The organism is Rhodoferax sp. LB1P47 (assembly GCF_056521445.1).
Genome location: NZ_JBWMAU010000022.1, coordinates 1 through 18,377 on the forward strand (window position 1 = coordinate 1; position 18,377 = coordinate 18,377).

Annotated in this window: 16 protein-coding genes and 2 tRNA genes; 3 read left to right on the top strand and 15 right to left on the bottom strand. The window is 63.3% G+C overall.

Annotated features, from left to right (window positions below):
- The 11 genes from AC0969_RS17870 to ppsA all read right to left on the bottom strand — a co-directional run.
- Positions 1–434: DUF6538 domain-containing protein (locus AC0969_RS17870; protein WP_479625512.1), on the bottom strand; the 434-nt coding region annotated here is incomplete at its 3' end.
- 88 nt (positions 435–522) lie between these two features.
- Positions 523–610, bottom strand: a tRNA-Ser gene (locus AC0969_RS17875).
- Between the two features lie 27 nt (positions 611–637).
- Entirely contained in the window at positions 638–1,957 is a 1,320-nt protein-coding gene (serS, locus tag AC0969_RS17880) for a serine--tRNA ligase (RefSeq protein ID WP_479625513.1), read from the bottom strand.
- Positions 1,958–1,972: 15 nt separating this feature from the next.
- Positions 1,973–2,911 carry a threonine/serine dehydratase gene (locus AC0969_RS17885; RefSeq protein ID WP_479625514.1) on the bottom strand — a complete coding sequence of 313 codons (939 nt, stop codon included), beginning with the start codon at positions 2,909–2,911 and terminating at the stop codon, positions 1,973–1,975.
- Positions 2,912–2,913: 2 nt separating this feature from the next.
- Positions 2,914–4,332, bottom strand: a complete 1,419-nt coding sequence (dnaB, locus tag AC0969_RS17890) for a replicative DNA helicase (RefSeq protein WP_479625515.1) — start codon at positions 4,330–4,332, stop codon at positions 2,914–2,916.
- 142 nt (positions 4,333–4,474) lie between these two features.
- On the bottom strand, positions 4,475–4,927 hold the full coding sequence (rplI, locus tag AC0969_RS17895) for a 50S ribosomal protein L9 (RefSeq protein WP_479625516.1): 453 nt from the start codon (positions 4,925–4,927) through the stop codon (positions 4,475–4,477).
- Positions 4,928–4,939: 12 nt separating this feature from the next.
- Complete coding sequence (gene rpsR / locus AC0969_RS17900; protein WP_092761761.1) at positions 4,940–5,224, bottom strand: 30S ribosomal protein S18; 285 nt, start codon at positions 5,222–5,224, stop codon at positions 4,940–4,942.
- A 71-nt stretch (positions 5,225–5,295) separates the two neighbouring features.
- On the bottom strand, positions 5,296–5,583 hold the full coding sequence (gene priB, locus AC0969_RS17905; RefSeq protein ID WP_479625517.1) for a primosomal replication protein N: 288 nt from the start codon (positions 5,581–5,583) through the stop codon (positions 5,296–5,298).
- Between the two features lie 31 nt (positions 5,584–5,614).
- Positions 5,615–5,983 carry a 30S ribosomal protein S6 gene (gene rpsF, locus AC0969_RS17910; RefSeq protein ID WP_295953935.1) on the bottom strand — a complete coding sequence of 123 codons (369 nt, stop codon included), beginning with the start codon at positions 5,981–5,983 and terminating at the stop codon, positions 5,615–5,617.
- Between the two features lie 67 nt (positions 5,984–6,050).
- Complete coding sequence (locus AC0969_RS17915; protein ID WP_479625551.1) at positions 6,051–8,288, bottom strand: VC_2705 family sodium/solute symporter; 2,238 nt, start codon at positions 8,286–8,288, stop codon at positions 6,051–6,053.
- A gap of 144 nt (positions 8,289–8,432) precedes the next feature.
- Positions 8,433–10,835: a phosphoenolpyruvate synthase gene (ppsA, locus tag AC0969_RS17920; RefSeq protein ID WP_479625518.1), complete on the bottom strand. Its 2,403-nt coding sequence runs from the start codon at positions 10,833–10,835 to the stop codon at positions 8,433–8,435.
- A gap of 462 nt (positions 10,836–11,297) precedes the next feature.
- On the opposite strand from ppsA, the gene chrA reads away from it, so the two are divergent.
- Positions 11,298–12,647, top strand: a complete 1,350-nt coding sequence (chrA, locus tag AC0969_RS17925) for a chromate efflux transporter (RefSeq protein WP_479625519.1) — start codon at positions 11,298–11,300, stop codon at positions 12,645–12,647.
- Positions 12,648–12,697: 50 nt separating this feature from the next.
- Here the strand turns inward: chrA and AC0969_RS17930 are convergent.
- Both AC0969_RS17930 and AC0969_RS17935 read right to left on the bottom strand, forming a co-directional pair.
- Positions 12,698–12,774, bottom strand: a tRNA-Met gene (locus tag AC0969_RS17930).
- A 58-nt stretch (positions 12,775–12,832) separates the two neighbouring features.
- Positions 12,833–13,552 (bottom strand): hypothetical protein, encoded by a 720-nt coding sequence (locus AC0969_RS17935; protein ID WP_479625520.1) that lies wholly within the window; start codon positions 13,550–13,552, stop codon positions 12,833–12,835.
- Between the two features lie 201 nt (positions 13,553–13,753).
- Between AC0969_RS17935 and AC0969_RS17940 the strand changes: the two genes are divergently transcribed.
- Together AC0969_RS17940 and AC0969_RS17945 are read left to right on the top strand one after the other, a co-directional pair.
- Positions 13,754–16,255: a cation-translocating P-type ATPase gene (locus AC0969_RS17940; protein ID WP_479625521.1), complete on the top strand. Its 2,502-nt coding sequence runs from the start codon at positions 13,754–13,756 to the stop codon at positions 16,253–16,255.
- Positions 16,256–16,294: 39 nt separating this feature from the next.
- Positions 16,295–16,732 (top strand): ribonuclease HI family protein, encoded by a 438-nt coding sequence (locus AC0969_RS17945; RefSeq protein ID WP_479625522.1) that lies wholly within the window; start codon positions 16,295–16,297, stop codon positions 16,730–16,732.
- Between the two features lie 3 nt (positions 16,733–16,735).
- Here AC0969_RS17945 and AC0969_RS17950 read toward each other — a convergent pair whose 3' ends face one another.
- Together AC0969_RS17950 and AC0969_RS17955 are read right to left on the bottom strand one after the other, a co-directional pair.
- Positions 16,736–17,071 (bottom strand): SMR family transporter, encoded by a 336-nt coding sequence (locus tag AC0969_RS17950; protein ID WP_479625523.1) that lies wholly within the window; start codon positions 17,069–17,071, stop codon positions 16,736–16,738.
- A 215-nt stretch (positions 17,072–17,286) separates the two neighbouring features.
- Positions 17,287–18,372 (bottom strand): ABC transporter ATP-binding protein, encoded by a 1,086-nt coding sequence (locus tag AC0969_RS17955; protein ID WP_479625524.1) that lies wholly within the window; start codon positions 18,370–18,372, stop codon positions 17,287–17,289.
- Positions 18,373–18,377 lie beyond the last annotated feature (5 nt).

Here is an 18,377-nt window from a genome sequence, read left to right on the forward strand (position 1 = left end):
TGGAACTCAGGAGGGGCCTGGGGGTCCAGTAAGAGGGCCCTGCTGGGGTTTGTGAATGCGGCCAGCTCCACCAGTGCAGCGCGTACCGCGTCACTATCCCTTCCTGCCTCATCCTGCGCAAGGTCTGCGGCATAGACCCCCTGGGCGATTGCCTGGGCCAGTTCGGGAGTGACTGCGGATATGGGGGCTGCTGCTGCCTTGAGGTCCAGGCGCTTGGCCTCGAACTCCGCTTCTTTGTCAGCCCGCACGCGGTGCGCTGCACTCTTGGCCTGGGCGTAGCTCACGCGGCCTAGGCTGATACGGAAGTCAACCCGGCCACCGTAGGCGGCTAGGAGGTCATGGGGAACGTAGACGCGAAGCTGATAAACGCCGTTGCGCTCAGTCAGTCCAAGGAGCTTGGCCATCGGTGGTACAGGGTTAGGATTTAACACCATGCCACGCTTGCCAGTCACAGTTACAAGTCACAGAAACCGCTGTAAGCCCTTGATTTTGCTGATTATCTTTATAAATCAACAACTTAAATGGAGGAAGAGGTGGGATTCGAACCCACGGTACCTTACGGTACGCCTGATTTCGAGTCAGGTACATTCGGCCACTCTGCCACTCTTCCAATTGCTGGTTAGCAATGCCCCCTATTCTAACCCAGCTTCTCTAAGCCCTTCAAATAGGGGTGCAACACTTTCGGCACGGTGACCGAGCCGTCGGCGTTCTGGTAGTTCTCCAGCACCGCCACCAGCGCGCGGCCCACGGCTAGGCCGGAGCCGTTCAGGGTGTGCAGCCATTCGTTCTTGCCCTGGGCGTTCTTGAACCGGGCTTGCAGTCGGCGCGCCTGGAAGGCTTCGCAATTGGAGATGGAGCTGATTTCGCGGTAGGTGTTTTGACCGGGCAACCAAACCTCCAGGTCGTAGGTCTTGGCCGCGCCAAAGCCCATGTCGCCAGTGCACAGCGACACCACACGGTACGGCAGGCCCAGCTTTTGCAGCACGGCTTCGGCGTGGCCGGTCATTTGCTCCAGCGTGTCGTAGCTCTGGTCGGGATGGACGATTTGCACCATTTCGACCTTGTCAAACTGGTGCTGGCGGATCAGGCCTCGGGTGTCGCGCCCGGCGCTGCCCGCTTCGGAGCGGAAGCACGGGGTGTGGGCGGTGAGCTTGATGGGCAGGTCCGCCTCGGCCACGATGGTGTCGCGCACGAAGTTGGTCAGCGGCACTTCGCTGGTGGGAATGAGGTAGAGCGCGCTGTGGTCGGGTACGGCTTCGCCATCTTGTCCGCCCTTTTTGGCGGCGAACAGGTCGCCTTCAAACTTGGGCAGTTGGCCGGTGCCACGCATGGAGTCGGCGTTGACGATGTAGGGTACGTAGCATTCGGTGTAGCCGTGCTCTTCGGTTTGCACGTCCAGCATGAACTGGGCGAGCGCGCGGTGCAGCTTGGCGATGGGGCCTTGCATCACGGTGAAGCGCGAGCCGGTGAGCTTGACGCCCATTTCAAAGTCCAAACCGAGCGGAGCGCCCAGATCCACATGGTCTTTAGCTGCGAATTCCATAGTGCCCGGCGCACGCTCGCTGGGGTTCCAGGTGCGCACTACCACGTTGCCGGCCTCGTCTTCGCCCACGGGCACGCTGGCGTGCGGCAGGTTGGGCACGGCCAGCAACAGGGTTTGCAGCTCGGACTGGATCTGCTCCAGGCGCACGGCGGAGGCCTCCAGCACGTCTTTGATGGAGGCCACCTGGGCCATCAGGTCGTCTACGCCTTCGCCTTTAGATTTACGCTGGCCGATCTGCTTGCTGGCACTGTTGCGCTGGGCTTGCAGGTCTTCGGTACGGGTCTGGATGGTTTTGCGCTCAGCCTCCAGGGCTTTGAACGCGTCCACGTTCAGAAACAGCTGGGGGTTTTTGCGCGTTTGCAGGCGGGCGACCACGGCATCGGGGTCTTTGCGGAGGGTAAGGATGTCAAGCATGCGGGTATTTTAATTTCACGCCAAAGTGGCCGGATCGACGTTGCCGCCGCACACAATCAACGCGACTTTCTCGTCGGCACGGGGTCGATAAATGCCGGTTTGCAGGGCCGCCAGCCCCAGGGCCGCGCCGGGTTCTACCGCCAGCCGCAGTTCTTTCCACAGCCAGCGCTGGGCCGCCACGATGGCTTCGTCGCTGAGCAGCAGGGCATCTTGCACGTGGCGCTGGGTGACTTCCCAGCCGAGCTGGCCGATGCGTTTGGCTCCCAGTGAGTCAGCGGCGATACCGCCCACGGCCACATCGACCGGCTCCCCGGCCTGGCGGGCGCTGTGCAGGGTGGGCGCACGTTCGGGCTCCAGGGCGACCACGCGGCTGCGCTGCTCGAACCAAGCGGCGATGCCACCGATCAAACCACCACCGCCCACGCTGACCAGCACGCTATCGGGCATTCCGCCCTGGGCTTCGATCTCGGCGGCCAAAGTGCCCGCGCCGGCCAGCACTTCGGGCTGGTCGTAGGCGTGGGTCAGCAACGCACCGGTGGCCTGCTGGCGGGCCATACAGGCTTCAAAAGCTTGCGCGTAGGCCGCGCCGGTGACGATCACCTCGGCCCCCAGGTCGCGCAGGCGGGCGCGTTTGGCCTCCGTAGACACGGTGGGCACAAACACCTCGCAACGCACGCCCAGAGCCTGGGCCGCCGCAGCGGTGGCGATGCCCGCGTTGCCGCCCGAGGCGATCACCACGCCCGATGCGGGGATGGTGTTGGCAAGCAGCCGGTTCAGCATGCCGCGCGCCTTGAAGCTGCCACCAATCTGTAGATGCTCCAGCTTGAGCCAAACTTCAGCGCAGTCCACGCCTAGTGCAGTGCCGGGTAACTTCCACAGCGGCGTTTTACGTAAAAAGTGCTCCTGGCGCATATCCAACCTGCGCAAGGCGCTATCAATATCAGAGCGATCCATTTTCAATAATCCCCACCGCCGCCGTAGTTACTGGCCAGGCTTTCAAATTTGGTGATGTTGCGCAGGAAGGCCAGCTTGACCGTGCCGGTCGGGCCGTTTCGCTGCTTGGCAATGATGATCTCGGCCACGCCGGGTTCTTTGCACGCTTCCTTGGTGTAGTACTCGTCGCGGTAGATGAACATGATGATGTCGGCATCCTGCTCGATAGCGCCGGACTCGCGCAGATCGCTCATCATGGGGCGCTTGTCGGGGCGCTGCTCGACGCTGCGGTTGAGCTGCGACAAGGCAATCACCGGGCATTGCAGCTCACGAGCCAACATCTTTAAGCCCCGCGAGATTTCGCCCAGCTCGGTGGCGCGGTTGTCACCATTGCCGCCGCTGCCCGAGCCGCTCATCAGTTGCAGGTAATCGACCACGATCAGGCCCAGCTTGCCGCACTGGCGCGCCAGACGGCGGGCGTTGGCGCGCAGCTCGCTAGGGGTCAGGCCGGGGCTTTCGTCGATGTGCAGCGACACGGTGCGCAGCTTTTCCACCGCCTCGGCCAGGCGCGGCCATTCGTCATCGGTAAGGTTGCCGGTGCGCAGATGGCCCTGGTCGATACGGCCGATGGAGCCGACGATACGGATGGCCAACTGGGATGCACCCATTTCCATGGAGAACACGGCCACCGGCAGGCCTTCCTTCAACGCTACGTGCTCGGCAATGTTGATAGCGAAGGCGGTTTTGCCCATCGACGGGCGGGCTGCCAGCACGATCATGTCGCCCGCTTGCAAGCCGGAGGTCATGCGGTCCAGGTCGTAAAAGCCGGTGGGCACGCCGGTCACGTCGTTCTGGTTGTCGGCCATCTCCTGGACCCGGTCCAGCAGGTCCACCACCAGGGTTTCCATCGCCTGGAAGCCCTGCTTGTTGCGCGCACCCTCCTCGCCGATGTTGAAGATTTTTTGCTCGGCCTCGTCGAGGATCTTGTCTACCGGGCGGCCTTGGGTGTTGAAGGCGTTGGTGGCAATCTCATCGCTGGCGGTAACCAGTTTGCGCAGAATGCCGCGCTCGCGCACGATTTCGGCGTAGCGGCGGATGTTGCTGGCGCTGGGCACGTACTGCGCCAGCGAGTTCAGGTAGGCCAGGCCGCCGACTTCTTCGGACTTGCCAATGCTTTGCAGCCGCTCGAAGACGGTGATCACGTCGGCCGGTTTGCTGGCGTTGACCAACTCGCGCACGGCGGCAAAGATCAGCCGGTGCTCGTAACGGTAGAAATCATCGTCCTTGAGCAGGTCGCCGACGCGGTCCCAGGCGTTGTTGTCGAGCAGCAGGCCGCCCAGCACGCTGGATTCGGCCTCGATGGAGTGCGGCGGGATGCGCAGTTGCGCAATTTGGCGGTCCTGGCCATAGGAATCGTCCAGAGCGGGGAAAACGGCAGACATGGGGTGGGAGTTCCTAGGTAATACCGGATGCTAAGCGATGGCTCCAGCCGAGACATGGGGCGGGTTTTTAAAAAGCCGGCCCCGCAATGGAAAAAGGCCGCCAAGGTTTGCACCCTGGCGGCCCCTTACGTGAAAGCGCTAATTAAGCGGTTTCGCCGTAGACAGCAACGGTGATCTCAACAACCACGTCGGTGTGCAAAGCCACGGACACAGTGTTGTCGCCGGTGGTCTTGATCATGCCGTTAGGCAGACGGATCTGGGCTTTGGTGACTTTGTAGCCCAGCTTGCTCAGTTCTTCTGCGATGTCGGAGTTGGTCACGGAGCCAAACAGGCGACCGTCCACACCGGCTTTTTGCGTCAGCTTGACGGTCGAGCCAGCGAGCTTTTCGCCCATGACTTGCGACGCGCCCAGCTTGGCAGCAGCGGCTTTTTCGAGTTCTACGCGCTTGGCTTCGAATTCTTGCTTGGCCTTTTCAGTGGCGCGACGTGCACGACCAGTGGGGATCAAGAAGTTACGGGCATAGCCGTCTTTGACTTTGACGATGTCGCCGAGGTTGCCAAGGTTCAAAACCTTATCGAGCAGGATGATTTGCATGTTCGTACTTCCTTAGATGCGGTGCTGGTCGCTGTACGGCAGCATGGCGAGGAAACGCGCACGCTTGATAGCGGTGTTGAGCTGGCGCTGGAAAATCGCGCGCGTGCCGGTCAGGCGTGCGGGGATGATCTTGCCGTTTTCAGCGATGAAATCGCGCAGCGTGTCGATGTCTTTGTAGTCAATCTGTTCCACACCGGTCACGGTGAAGCGGCAAAAGCGCTTGCGCTTGAACAGCAGGGACTGGGTGTTGCGCTTGGGGCGCTTGTCTTTGTTATTGAAACGTTTTGGTCCGGCCATGATGGACTCCTGAAATAGTTTTGATCAACTTTGAGGGCTTGCCGTGCTGTGCACGCCAAAACTGCAAAAAGTCAGTCTGGTTGAAACTCTTGAATATGAAGCACGGGGTTCTTGCCCAGTCGGGGGGAGGCTAAAAAACCGGTGAATTGCCAGATGCTGCCCAAGGGCTGCTGCTGGATTCGCTCGGCGATTGCGCCAAAGGCTATTGCCTTTACGGCTGCTTTGATTTGCCGGGTTACACCTGCTTGTTCCAGACTGGACTCGTGTTCGAGCACCATATCCAGGGCGGGTAGTCCAGCGGGCGTGTAGCGCAGATTTTTAACTTCTGCAAGACAGGCCGTCAAAACAACGTGGTTCACTCCTTGTGGGAACTCCGTTCAGCAAGCCACCTTAGTGGGCTGCGTACTCAGCTTGCTGGGTCTTGCGCGCTTCTTCGCGTTCGACGGTCTTCATCATCGACGAAGGGCCGGTTTCAGCCTTCTTCATCACCACGGTCAGGTGGCGCAGCACGGCATCGTTGAACTTGAACGCGTGTTCCAGTTCAGCCATGATGGCTTGGTCGGCTTCGATGTTGACGCACAGGTAGTGGGCCTTGGCCAGCTTGTTGATCAGGTACACCAGTTGACGGCGGCCCCAGTCTTCCACGCGGTGGATCTTGCCGCCACCGGCGACGATCATGCCCTTGTAGCGCTCCAGCATGGCTGGAACCTGTTCGCTCTGATCCGGGTGGATCATCAAAATGATTTCGTAATGACGCATATTTCTCCTTAAGGATGTTAAGCCACCCACTGCGTCTGTAGTGGTGCGGCAAGGGCAAAGCCTGCGATTATAGCCCGGGTTTTGACTCTGATTCCAAGCAACTCACCAGCCAGACCACCAACGCCCCCGCTGGCAGGCCAAATACCCCCGCTGAAATCGGCTGGATACCCCACCACAGGCCCGAGCCGCCCCAGCCCAGCAGCCCGCGCACCATCGGCGCATTGGCAAGCATGTACCACAGCGTCACGCCGAGCCCGGTCAGCATGCCTGCCACGGCGGCCCGGCGGGTAGTGCGCTGCCAGAACAGGCCCGCCACCATCGCCGGAAAGAAAGCGGCGGCCGCCAACGAGAACGAGGCCGACACCAGCGCCAGAATGTCGGCCGGCTTTTGCGCCGCCACATAGGCCGCCGCCAAGGCCAGCAGTAGCAAAGCGAATTTGGACAGCAGCACCCGCACCATCGGATCGGATTTGTCTCGTACGCCGCGAAAATACAGGTCGTGCGCCAGCGCATTGCCCATAGTCAACAGCAATCCATCCGCCGTGGACAAGGCCGCCGCCAGCCCACCCGCCGCCACCAGCCCCGACACCACGTACGGCAAGCCCCCCAGCTCAGGCGTGGCCAGCATCACCAGATCAGCCCCCAGCCGCAGCTCGGCAAACTGCAAGATATGGTCGCCGTTCACATCGGTAACTTGCAGCAAAGACGGATCGACCTGCGCCCACTGCGCCATCCAGGTGGGCAAATTGTCAAAACTTTGACCCACCAACTGGCGCATCACTTCAAACTTGACCAGCACCGCCAGCGCGGGCGCAGCCAGATACAGCAGCGCGATAAAAAACAGCGACCAGGCCACTGAACTACGGGCCTCGGCCACCGAGGGCGTGGTGTAGTAGCGCGTCAGCAGGTGTGGCAGCGCGGCCGTGCCGGTCATCAGGCAAAAAATCAGGGCCAAAAAATTCAACCGCGACGTATCAAAACTCGCGCGCTCGGCGGGCGTGCCGTCTGGGTTGCCACTGAACACCTGGGCGTGCGGAGACATGCCCGCCAGCGGCTGGGCGCGCTCCAGGTTATCTTGCCGGGCGTGGCGCCAGAGTTCGCGTGCACTGTCCTCGTCTTTGGGCAAGGCGGCCAGATCGCGCCCGGCCTTGCGCACCAAGGACGGGTCGGCCCGCTCCGCTTTGAGCTGGCGCAGCCGGGACTGGGCGGCAGCGCGCTCCAGCACCAGGGTGGCGGGCACGTCTTTCAGCATCTCGCCGTAATGGGCGGCGCGCTGGGCGTAGATGGCCTGCACCTCGCGCTCGGTAGGCGATTCGCTGAGTTGCTTTTCCAGCGCGGCAATCTTGGGCAACTGCTGACCGTACACCAACGGGGCCAGCGGATTGCCCAACTGCTTGTACGCCAGCCACGACACCGGGATCAAAAACGCCAAAATCAAAATCACGTACTGCGCCACCTGGGTCCAGGTCACCGCGCGCATGCCACCCAGAAACGAGCACACCAGCACGCCGCCCAGCCCCAGCAGGATGCCGATTTCAAACTGCACCCCGGTCAGGCGCGAGGTAATCAGCCCCACCGCGTAAATCTGCGCCACCACATAGGTGAACGAGCACAGCACGGCCGCCCCGGCGGCAATCCAGCGCGGCCAGCGCCCGCCATAGCGCACGCCAAAAAAGTCCGGCACGGTATAGAGCTGCATGCGGCGCAGGCGCGGCGCAATCAGCAGCCCCACCAAACAAAAGCCACCGGTCCAACCCAGGATGTAAGCCAGCCCGCCCGGCTGGCCGTTGGAGCCGGAAAACCCGTTCAGGTACAAGCCCCCGGCCAGACTGACGAAAGAAGCAGCGCTCATCCAGTCGGCCGCTGTGGCCATACCGTTATAGATAGGCGGGATGCGCCGCCCGGCCACGTAGTATTCAGCGGGGTCGGAGGTTCGGCAGTAAATGCCGATGCTGGCATACAAGGCAAAAGTGGCAAACAAAAAGATGCCACCAATCCAATAGCGCGACAGCCCCCGGCTTTCGGCCCAGGCCATCAACCCCAAAAATGCCAGCAGGCAGGCCACGTACAGCCCGAAATTACGGTGCAGGCGACGGCGCGACGGCAGCACCTGGCCGGACTCGGCATCCGCACCATCATGGCGGCGCCGCCAGGCGTAGACCACCACAATCAGCAGGTAGCACAGCACCGCACCCTGGGCGCAAAACCAGTAATTCAACGGCCAGCCCGCCACCACCCAAGTCAGATCCCGCGCGAAAAACACCACCCCAAACGACAGCACTGCCCACAGCAGCAGCAACGTCATACGCAAGCGGGTAAAGGTGGGGGTGGTAACGGAGGGAGGGGCAAACACAGTCGGTCAGTCGTAAAGCAGAAAACCCCGGGGGCCGAAGCCCCCAGGGTTTTCTATCCTAGCCCAGTTGGGCCGAGGGGCGTATCCGCAACAGCCCTAGCCTGCCAGCTGCTTCCAGGTGGCCACCACGCTGTCGGGGTTCAGCGAAATCGACTCGATACCCTGGTCGGCCAGCCACTGGGCGAAGTCCGGGTGGTCGCTAGGACCTTGGCCGCAGATGCCTACGTACTTGCCTTGGGTTTTGCAGGCAGTAATGGCGCGGCTCAACAGGGCCTTGACGGCAGGGTCGCGCTCGTCGAAGTCGGCGGCCAGCAATTCCAGGCCGGAATCGCGGTCCAGGCCCAGGGTGAGCTGGGTCAGGTCGTTCGAGCCGATGGAGAAACCGTCGAAGTACTGCAAGAACTCGTCGGCCAGGATGGCGTTGCTCGGCACTTCGCACATCATGATGATCTTCAAGCCGTCCTGGCCGCGCTGTAGGCCGTGCTGGGCCAGCAACTGGGTGACCTTTTCGGCCTGGCCCAGGGTGCGCACAAACGGCACCATCACCTGCACATTGGTCAAGCCCATGTCCAGACGCACGCGGCGCAGGGCCGCGCATTCCATAGCAAAGGCTTCGCCAAAGTCGGCGCTGATGTAGCGCGCCGCACCCCGAAAACCCAGCATGGGGTTTTCTTCTTCGGGCTCGTAACGGCTGCCGCCGATCAGCTTGCGGTATTCGTTGGACTTGAAGTCCGACAGGCGCACGATGACCGGCTTGGGCCAGAACGCGGCGGCAATGGTGGCCACGCCTTCGGTGACCTTGTCCACGTAGAAAGCCCGTGGCGACGCATGGCCCCGCGCCACCGATTCAACGGCCTTTTTCAGGTCGCTGTCGATGTTCGGGTAGTCCAGGATGGCCTTGGGGTGCACGCCGATGTTGTTGTTGATGATGAACTCCAGACGGGCCAGGCCCACGCCCTGGTTGGGCAACTGGCAGAAGTCGAACGCCAGCTGGGGGTTGCCCACGTTCATCATGATTTTTGTCTTGATCTCGGGCATGGTGCCGCGCTCGACCTCGGTGACCTCGGTTTCCAGCAGGCCGTCGTAGATGAAGCCGGTGTCGCCCTCAGAGCAGCTTACGGTCACCAGGGTGCCGGTTTTCAAGACTTCGGTTGCGTTACCGCAGCCCACCACGGCGGGAATGCCGAGTTCGCGGGCAATGATGGCGGCATGGCAGGTGCGGCCACCACGGTTCGTCACGATGGCGCTGGCGCGCTTCATCACCGGCTCCCAGTTGGGGTCGGTCATGTCGGTAACCAGCACGTCGCCGGGCTGCACTTCGTCCATCTGGCTGATGTTGTGCACAAAGCGCACCGGGCCGGTGCCGATCTTCTGGCCAATCGCGCGGCCTTCGGCCAGCACATTGCTTTTGCCCTTGAGCTTGTAGCGCAGCTCGGCTTTGCCCTGCTGCTGGCTTTTCACCGTCTCGGGGCGGGCTTGCAGGATGTAGAGCAGGCCGTCGGTGCCGTCCTTGCCCCATTCGATATCCATCGGACGGCCGTAGTGGTCCTCGATCACCAGCGCGTAATGGGCCAGTAGCTCCACGTCGGCATCGGTCAGCGAATAGCGGTTGCGCTGCTCGGTGGGCACGTCAGTGGTTTTGACGAGTTGGCCGGTGGCGGCTTTCTCAGCCGGGGTGGTGAACTCCATCTGCACCATCTTGCTGCCGAGGTTGCGGCGGATGACGGCTTTTTTACCGGCTTTCAGCATCGGCTTGTGCACATAGAACTCGTCGGGGTTCACTGCGCCCTGCACCACGGTTTCGCCCAGGCCGTAGCTGGAGGTAATAAACACCACCTGGTCAAAGCCGGACTCGGTGTCGATGGTGAACATCACGCCCGCCGCGCCCAGGTCGGAGCGCACCATGCGCTGCACGCCCGCGCTCAGGGCGACGATGTCGTGGGCAAAGCCCTTGTGCACGCGGTAGCTGATGGCGCGGTCGTTGTACAGGCTGGCAAACACCTCTTTCATCTTGTGCAGCACGGCCTCGATGCCGACCACGTTCAAAAAGGTTTCTTGCTGGCCCGCGAAGGATGCGTCGGGCAAATCTTCGGCGGTGGCCGACGAGCGCACGGCAAAGGATGCCTCGGGGTTGCCTGCGCTCAACGCGGCGAAGGACTCGGTGATGGCGGCTTGCAGGTCGGCCGGGAAAGGCTGGGCTTCGACCATGCCGCGAATTTCGGCCCCGGCCACGGCCAGGGCGCGCACGTCTTCGGTGTCCAGCCGGGCTAGCCGGGCGCTGATCTTTTCGGCCAGGCCGTCGTGGGCCAGAAACTGGCGGAATGCGTGGGCCGTGGTGGCAAAGCCGGTGGGCACCCGCACCCCATTTGGTCCTTGGGTGGGCAGTTGCGAAATCATCTCGCCGAGGCTGGCGTTTTTGCCACCCACCGACTCGACGTCGTCCATTCTCAAGAGTTCAAAGGGTACGACCAGGGCGGTCGGACTGAAAAGTGCAGACATAGTAAAGCTCCGAAGGTTAAAACCGGGTCTGCGCGCCGTGGCCCTGGGCCGGGGGCGACGCTAAACATGCCTGCCGTGCGACGGTGTATTTGTTGTTGTGGGACGCAACGGGGCATGGTTTGAAAACGTAATGGGGGTCGAATGGTGATCCGAATGGCGCGATTGTAGAGAACTCAGCGTGCCAGCCACTGCGAGTTACCACCGCGTTACGGAAATGCAACGGGCCGGTTGCCAACAGCTCTGTCGGCACCGTAGAAAGAAAGACGTGGCATCGGCATGGATAGTACTTTTTTGATAGCACCTAGTGCACATAGAATAAGCGCCAACGGCCTATTTCTCGTATAAAAATATCCCGGCGTTTCCATGAAAATCACGTGCTACGATCCGCGCCTCGGGGACACAGCCACCCCATCCTGCTGAATAAACGGCACCCCTTCCAAGCGCAGGCCACCACTGGAAACCATGAACACTCCCGCCCCCGTCAGCTTCACCGAAGCCCTGAAATTCTGGTTCAAGCTGGGTTGCATCAGCTTTGGCGGCCCGGCCGGGCAGATTGCCATCATGCACCGCGAGCTGGTGGAGCAAAAGCGCTGGATCAGCGAGAAGCGCTTTCTGCACGCCCTGAACTTCTGCATGCTGCTGCCCGGCCCGGAAGCCCAGCAGCTGGCCACCTATATAGGCTGGCTGCTGCACCGCACCTGGGGTGGCATTGCGGCGGGGGCGCTGTTTGTGCTGCCTTCCCTGTTCATCTTGATTGGCCTGAGCTGGGTGTACGTGGCTTTTGGGGCCGTGCCGTGGGTGGCCGGGCTGCTGTATGGCATCAAGCCGGCCGTGGCGGCGCTGGTGGTGCAGGCGGTACACCGCATTGGCAGTAAAACATTGAAGAAACCGGCCACAGCGCCCGTTCTATGGGCGATAGCAGCTACTAGTTTTGTAGCAATTTATCTTTTCTCTGTGCCCTTTCCGGCTATTGTGTTGGGCGCGGCCCTGGTCGGCTGGCTGGGGGCGAAGTTCGCACCCGGGCAATTTACCGGTGGCGGCGGGCATGGTGCGGCCAAGGCCGACTACGGCCCGGCGTTGATCGACGACGACACGCCCACCCCGCCCCACGCACGCTTTCGCAAAACCCGCTTGTTCAAAGTGCTGGCTGTAGGCGCGGCGCTGTGGCTGCTGCCGATGTTCGCCTTGGTGGCCTGGAGCGGATGGGACTCGGCCTTGACGCAGATGGGCTGGTTCTTCACCAAGGCCGCGCTGCTGACCTTTGGCGGGGCCTACGCCGTGCTGCCCTATGTGTACCAGGGCGCCGTGGAGCAATTTGGCTGGCTGACAGGAACGCAGATGATCGACGGCTTGGCGCTGGGTGAAACCACGCCCGGCCCGCTGATCATGGTGGTGGCATTTGTGGGTTTTGTGGGCGGCTGGGGCCAGGCCGTGCTGGGGCCGGACGCACTGTTTCTGGGCGCAGCGCTGGCCGCCACAGTGGTGACATGGTTCACCTTTTTGCCGTCGTTCATCTTCATTTTGGCCGGTGGCCCGCTGGTGGAGAGCACCCACGGCAAGCTGCAATTCACCGCCCCGCTGACCGCCATCACCGCCGCTGTGGTGGGGGTAATTGCCAGTCTTGCTCTGTTTTTTATAGCTCATATTGCTTTTCCGACGGGCGCTAGCGGCACATTTCCCTCGAATATCGACTGGGCGGCGCTGTTGCTGGCGCTGGCGGCGGGCGTGGCCTTGATGCGCTTCAAGGTGGGTGTGATCCGGGTGATCGTGCTGTGCGCACTGGCCGGGTGGGCGCTGCGTAGCTTGGCCTGAAGCGGGCAAAAAAAATCCTTCTTGTCGGTGACAAGAAGGATTTTTTAGTTTGGTTGCGCGAGTAGGATTTGAACCTACGACCTTTGGGTTATGAGCCCAACGAGCTACCAGGCTGCTCCATCGCGCGGTATCTGGAGGGCTGACTATAGCACCCAAAGCGTGCATTTTTTGCAGTGCAGCAAAATTCAGCCCAACCACCGCCCCGACTCTGGGCACACACGGGCCGGTGCGCCGTTCACCCAGACCTGCTCGGTGTCTAGTTGCGACGCGCACGCGGGGTCGGTGTCGAAGGTAATCCCCAGTGCGCGCACCACACCCGCGTGCGCAATGGGCAACTCCCAGGTCAGAAACAGCTGGGTGCGGTCCCGCTCGGGCGGGAAGTCGGTTCCGTCGAATCCGGCGCGGCGGCGGTCGATCACGGCGTGGGGCTGCGCCGTATCGAAGACCAGCACCGTCCCCGGGGTCAGGGGAATGCGCTGGCCGGTGCCGGGGAAATGCACGTCCAGCCCCCGGTCTGGGCTCAGAAACAAATTGCAAAAAGCCGCCCCGCCATACTGCGCGCCGTCATGGTGGTAGTGCGCGCCCCGGCAGGCCATCAGGGCCACGTCGCTGGTCGCCAGCACATCCGGCAGACCGCACGCGCCCAGCCAATCGGCCACCGCCTGCACGCAGTGTTTGTAGTCTGGCCAACGCATTCGGGCCCGGGGCAAAGACAAAGCCTCGACATCGCCGGGCTCCAGGGCCATCTCCCGGGCGCAATCGGCCACCAGCCGGGCGGGCAGCGCGGGCACATCAACCCGGCCAGACAGCACCACGCCACCCACGCTGCGGCTGCGCAAATCGCCACCACACCAAAAATAGGATGTCAGGCGGTCTGGCGCAGGGGGCAGTGGCAGGAGGGGCATGGGCCGCAGTGTAGCCAGACGGGTGTGCACAAATATGATTTTGATAGCTACCAGTGCATATAGCACCTGCGCTACAAGCCTATTTGGCACCAAATTTCATGCACCGAAACAACCGCCAGTGTGGGCTGGCGCACAGACCTAGAACCTGGCATCTCTTAATATGGCTAGGGCAAAAACGCATTCCCTCCACAGGAGCCTTTGATGAAAACCACCGGTGGTCTGACGCCAGCCGAAGCCCGGCAGCGCCTGGCGCAAGACGGCCCCAACGCCCTCCCCGTGTCCCAGCCGCGCAGCGTGCTGCGGCTGGTGGGCGACGTGGTGGCCGAGCCCATGTTTTTGCTGCTGGTGGCCTGCGGCGCGCTGTACATGGTGCTGGGCAACCGGCAAGAGGCGCTGATGCTGCTGGGCTTTGTGTTTGTGGTGATGGGCATCACCTTTGTGCAGCAGCGCCGCACCGAGCGCTCGCTGGAGGCGCTGCGCGACCTGTCCAGCCCGCTGGCCCTGGTGCTGCGCGGCGGGCAGACCCAGAAAATCCCCGCCCGCGAACTGGTGTGTGGCGACACCGTGTTGCTGGCCGAGGGCGACCGCGTGCCCGCCGACCTGGAGCTCACCCACACCGCCAACCTGGCACTGGACGAATCCCTGCTCACCGGCGAATCCGTGCCGGTGCAAAAACAGGCCGGTGGTGCGGTGGCGGCGCTTGCCTTCTCCGGCACGCTGGTCACCCAGGGCAGCGGGCAGGGCCGCGTGGTGGCCACGGGCGAGCGCAGCGCGCTGGGCCGCATCGGCCAGTCGCTGCAAGGCATCGCCCTGGAGGCCACGCCGATCCAGCGCGAAACGAAACGGGTCGTCAAAACCGTTGCGCTGGTGGGGCTGGTGCTGGCCGCCGCGCTGACTGTGGCCTACGGGCTGCTGCGCGGTGACTGGCTGGCCGGGTTGCTGGCCGGGTTGACGCTGGCGATGGCCATCCTGCCGGAAGAGTTGCCCGTCATCCTGACGCTGTTTCTGGGCCTGGGGGCCTGGCGTTTGTCGCGCCAAAAGGTGCTGGCCCGCAGCATCCCCGCCGTGGAGTTGCTGGGGGCCACCACCGTGCTGTGCGTTGACAAAACCGGCACCTTGACGGCCAACCGCATGGCGGTGCGGCGGCTGTGGTCGGGCACGGCGACGTATGACAGCCTGCAAGCGGGCGCTGCCCCGCTGGCCGAGGCGCTGCACGGCGTGCTGGAATACGCCGTGCTGGCCAGCCACCGCCGCACCTTCGACCCGATGGAGACCGCCATCGTCGCGGCGGGCGCGCAACTGCTGGCCAATACCGAGCATCTGCACACCAACTGGGCGCTGATCGAAGACTACCCCCTGTCGCCCGCCATGCTGGCCATGTCGCGCGTCTGGCAGTCGCCCGACCAGCAGGCCTACCTGATTGCGGCCAAGGGCGCGCCCGAAGCCATCGTTGACCTGTGCCACCTGCCCAGCGACCAGCGCGAACACATCGCCAGCCAGGTGGCGGCTATGGCGGCCGACGGCCTGCGCGTGCTGGGCGTGGCCAGTGCCCGGTTTGCCGCCCCGCCGCTGCCGGGCAACCAGCACGATTTCGACTTCGTCTTTCTCGGTCTGGTGGGGCTGGAAGACCCGCTGCGCCCCGACGTGCCCGCCGCCATTGCCGCCTGCCAGGCCGCAGGCATCCGCGTGGTGATGATGACTGGCGACCACCCCGCCACCGCCCTGGCCATCGCCCGCCAGGCCGGGCTGGCCACCGATGCCCCGCCCATGCCCGGGCTGGAGCTGGCCGAACTCAGCGACACCGCTCTGCAAGAACGCCTGGCCACCACCCAGGTGTTTTGCCGCGTGCAGCCCGAGCACAAACTGCGCCTGGTGCAGGCCTTTCGCGCACGCGGCGACGTGGTGGCCATGACCGGCGACGGCGTGAACGACGCGCCCGCCCTCAAGGCCGCCCATATCGGCGTGGCGATGGGTGCGCACGGCACCGAAGTGGCCCGCCAGGCAGCCGACCTGGTGCTGCTGAACGACGACTTCGCCTCCATCGTCACCGCAGTGCGCTATGGCCGCCGCGTGTTTGCCAACCTGCGCAAGGCCATCGTATTTGTGGTGGGCGTACACGTGCCCATCGTCGGCCTGTCGCTGGTGCCGGTGCTGCTGGGCTGGCCACCGCTGCTGATGCCGGTGCACATCTTGTTTTTGCAGCTCATCATCGACCCGGCCTGCTCGGTGGTTTTCGAGGCCGAGCCGCTGGAGGCCGATGCCATGACCGTGCCGCCCCGCCCCGCCGATGCCCACCTGTTCGACCACAGCGTGCTGACGCGGGGACTATGGCAAGGCTGCGGCCTGCTGGCGCTGCTGCTGGGCGTATACGCCGGGGCGCGGGCCATCGCGAAATCTGACGACATGGCCCGCGCGATGGTGTTCACCGTGCTGGTGCTGGCCAACCTGGGCCTGATCTACGCCAACCGCAGCTGGACCCGCCCGTCCTGGCGCAAGGGTGCTGCCCGCAACCGCTACTTCGGCTGGATCACCGCCGCCACCGTGCTGCTGCTGGGGTGCGTGCTGGGCTTTGCGCCGGTGAGCCGCCTGTTTGCGTTTGAATTGCCTACGCCGGGGATGCTGCTGGCGGCGGTCGGGCTGGCCTTGGTGGGGCTGCTGTGGTTTGAGGGGGTGAAGTGGGCGCTGAGGTGCAAGGGGGAGTGAGTCTGCCTAAGGCAAAATTCTGCCCAAAAGGAATGGCACATGGACATCTGGCTCATCCACTGCGACGGCAGCGCCATTCCCAACCCGGGCCGCATGGGCCTGGGTGCCGTGTGGACCGCGCCCGACGGCAGGCACCACACGCTGTCGCAGGCAGCGCCAGGCACCGGCTGCAACAACGAGGCAGAAGTGCGGGCGCTGATTGCGGCTTTGCAGGCACTGCAAATGCAGGGGGCGGATGGTTTGCGGGTGCACTGCGACAACAGCGTGGTGGTGGAGCAAGTCAGCAGCAGTACCGCCAAACCCATTGCCCGATTAGCAGACTTGTTCGACGAGGCGCGGGCCTTGCTGGCATCGTTTGCCGATGCGCGACTGGTGTGGATACCGGGGCACCGTAACGGGGAGGCGGATGCGCTGGCGCGGGCGGCTTTGGGCGTTTTGGCGCCGCGCGTGGTCAAAGTCCACAAAAAACGGCGCTAAGGCTCAATGCCCCGCTGTTTTGGAGAACACGTTGACCACCACTACCCCGGCGATGATCAGCCCCATGCCGGCGATGGCGGGCAGGTCTAGGCTTTGGCCGAACCACCACCAGCCCACCAGAGAGATCAGCACCACGCCGGTACCCGCCCAGATGGCGTAGGCCACGCCGGTGGGGATGGTGCGCAGGGTCAGCGACAGGAAAAAAAACGCGGTGGCGTAGCCCAACACCGTCACCACACTGGGCCACAGGCGGGTGAAGCTGTCGGAGCTTTTGAGGAAGCTGGTGGCCACCACTTCGGCGACGATGGCAATGAAGAGGTAGAAGTAGGCGGTGGACATGGTGGGTGGTGTGCTTAATGCACCAGTCTGGCCCAGGTCAGCCGGGAGCACGCCCACAGGTGCGACGGCTTATGGCTGTGGCGCGACATGGGCCCAAGTGTTTACTATGCTTTTTATAGCTGCTTGCGCATATGGAATATGCGCTGATGGCTGTTTTTATATAAATCGAGGTTCGACCCCCACCCCAACCCTCCCCCGGGAGGGGAGGGAGTCAGTCAGTAGATGCGTGCGCCGGTCTTGCGGTCAAACAGCAGCGCCAGCCGGGTCTGGAACCGGGCATCGAAGGCCTGGCCCATGCGCAGGCCCCGGCCGTGCTCGGTTTTGATGACCAGCAGGCTGCCGGATGCCGCGCGGGCGTAGGCAAAGGTTTCGCCGCCCAGGTGCTCCAGCATGTCGATAGTGAGCTGTAGGTGGCCATCGCCGTCCTCGCGGAAATGCTCGGGGCGTACGCCTACCGTGACCTCGGCACCAGTGGCGGGCACCGCACCGGTGAACGGGATGGACACCACCATGCCACCGAAGCCTGGCAACTCAATGTGGCAGAGCGCGCCATCGGCACCGCGCACCACACCGTCCAGAAAGTTCATCTTCGGCGAGCCGATAAAGCCCGCCACGAAGGTGTTGGCCGGGTTGTCGTACACCTCTAGCGGCGCGCCCACCTGCTCGACCTGGCCTGCGCGCAGCACCACGATTTTGTCGGCCAGGGTCATGGCTTCGACCTGGTCGTGGGTGACGTAGATGATGGTGGAGCCCAGTTCGCGGTGCAGCCGGGCGATTTCGATGCGCATGTGCACGCGCAGCTCGGCATCCAGGTTGGACAGGGGCTCGTCGAACAAAAACACCTGGGGGTCGCGCACGATGGCGCGGCCAATCGCCACCCGCTGGCGCTGGCCGCCGGACAAGGCTTTGGGCTTGCGGTCCATCAACGGCTCCAGGCCCAGAATCTTGGCGGCCGCATCCACCTTGGCGGCAACCTCGTTTTTAGAGGCTCCGGCAAAGCGCAGGGCAAAGCCCATGTTGTCGCGCACCGTCATGTGCGGGTACAGCGCATACGACTGGAACACCATGGCGATGCCGCGCTTGGACGGGTCTACGTCGTTGACGCGCAGGCCGCCAATCTCCAGGTCGCCACTGGTGATGTCTTCCAGGCCCGCCACCATGCGCAGCAGGGTGGATTTGCCGCAGCCGGACGGGCCGACGAAGACGACGAATTCGCCCTTGTTGATCTCCAGGTCCACGCCCCGGATCACGTCGGTGTTGCCGAAGGATTTGGTGATTTGGGTGAGTTTGACGTCGGCCATTTCTC